We start from the raw sequence: 1,527 nt of genomic DNA on the forward strand, positions 1-1,527 counted from the left end.
TTTGTTTAGAGGATATCCGATAATTTGTACTCCATGCCATGGACTCCTTTATAATACTCCGGATACATTTCTCCTCCACATTGTTCCCATGAAAACATGGGCGGGGTTGTTGGATCCCCGTCATCCATCAGATCAAAATCCCTAACCACACTTAAACGGATTTCCTCCTTTTCATGACACGTCAAACAGACATAGCTGACGCTCTGTTTCCTGGACTGGTTGAGGCCTATGTTTTTCTTCTTTTTCTTTCCTTTTTTGCGGTGCTTGGATACTGGTGAGATCGTTAATCACCCTTTCTAAATACGCTCTTGTTGTGGGGCACAAGGCTACCTTGATTTCTAGCTTCCCATTTTCAAGACAGACTTCTCCCTTGTATTCATAGTAACACTCACACCTTGAACAGACGAGGGGATCTTTTCTGCCGCTGGCTACAATTCTTTCACGCCATGTCCGGCGGCGCAGGGTCTTTTTAACTTTTACCACCCATCGTTTTACCTCCTGCTGCCAGGCGCTCAATATCTTTTTGCACACGTTCTTCATCCGTCTGGAATACATTCCATAATGGCGGATGGTTTTAAATTGCTCGTCCGGGATATGACGGATTAAACGTGAAATGAACTCCTCCACGCTTACTGTTTCCGTCTTTTCTTTCCCATCTGTTTTATCCATGTACTTAAAAGTAACGAATTGTCCGTCATATGCCTCGATCCGATTGATTCCAATCGCCGGTCGACGAATATAACGGCCAATATAACGAAGCTGCTCCTTTACCTTCCCCCTCTGTTTTGGGGCATACACATAGAAGCCTTCCCCATTTTTGGTGAACGCCTTTTGAAGTCTTGGCTGGATTCGCTTCTTTTCCTTCTCCGTCACTCCTTTGCGGATTAATTTTAATACAACCGTCTGCCATTGCTTGCGAAGCATGGCAAATGGCAAAAAATCATACTGTTTCCATTCTCCTTTTTTCGTCAGACCACCCATTGTCACTAGCATATGGATATGCGGATTAAAATTGACTCTGGAACCAAAAGTATGCAGTCCCGCGATGATTCCAGGAGTGACTTTTGCTTTCTTTTTAAAGAAGTCGATCAATAATTTCGCAGCCTCATCCATCAAATCCTTTAATAAATGACGGTGAAGTAGAAAGACATCCCTCAGCCCTTCATCAATCGTAAAAATCACATGTCGGTGATTCACCTGGAGGACATCTTCGGTCAGCAGTCTGCTCCACTCTTCGCTCTCTCCTACCGAACAAGTGGTACAGAAGCGTCCCTTACAGCGATAGGGGACTTTGCGTACGTCATTACAGCCTTCACATACAAAGAGTTTAAATCCATTTTTGAAATCTCCGCAATCGCGAAACTTCTCCACCTCCTTGATGACGATTGGACGGATTTTAGCTCCATGTTTGCGCTTGAAGGCTTCCCAATGTTGGTGGTTATCAAAAAAGATTTCTCTAAGTAAATTCCTTTCCATAAAATGAAAATACCACAGTCCAAACGACCGTGGTAGACCCAATAATATACT

Annotated in this window: 2 protein-coding genes; both read right to left on the reverse strand. The window is 43.7% G+C overall.

Annotated features, from left to right (window positions below; translation table 11 throughout):
- Positions 1-5 precede the first annotated feature (5 nt).
- Complete coding sequence (locus D4N35_RS18330) at positions 6-149, reverse strand: hypothetical protein (RefSeq protein WP_186306626.1); 144 nt, start codon at positions 147-149, stop codon at positions 6-8.
- A gap of 22 nt (positions 150-171) precedes the next feature.
- Positions 172-1,476, reverse strand: a complete 1,305-nt coding sequence (locus tag D4N35_RS17730) for an IS91 family transposase (protein ID WP_120076033.1) — start codon at positions 1,474-1,476, stop codon at positions 172-174.
- Positions 1,477-1,527 lie beyond the last annotated feature (51 nt).

Origin of the sequence: Siminovitchia fortis (genome assembly GCF_003605365.2) — a bacterium.
In the GTDB taxonomy this organism is placed as follows: Bacteria; Bacillota; Bacilli; order Bacillales; family Bacillaceae_C; genus Siminovitchia; species Siminovitchia fortis.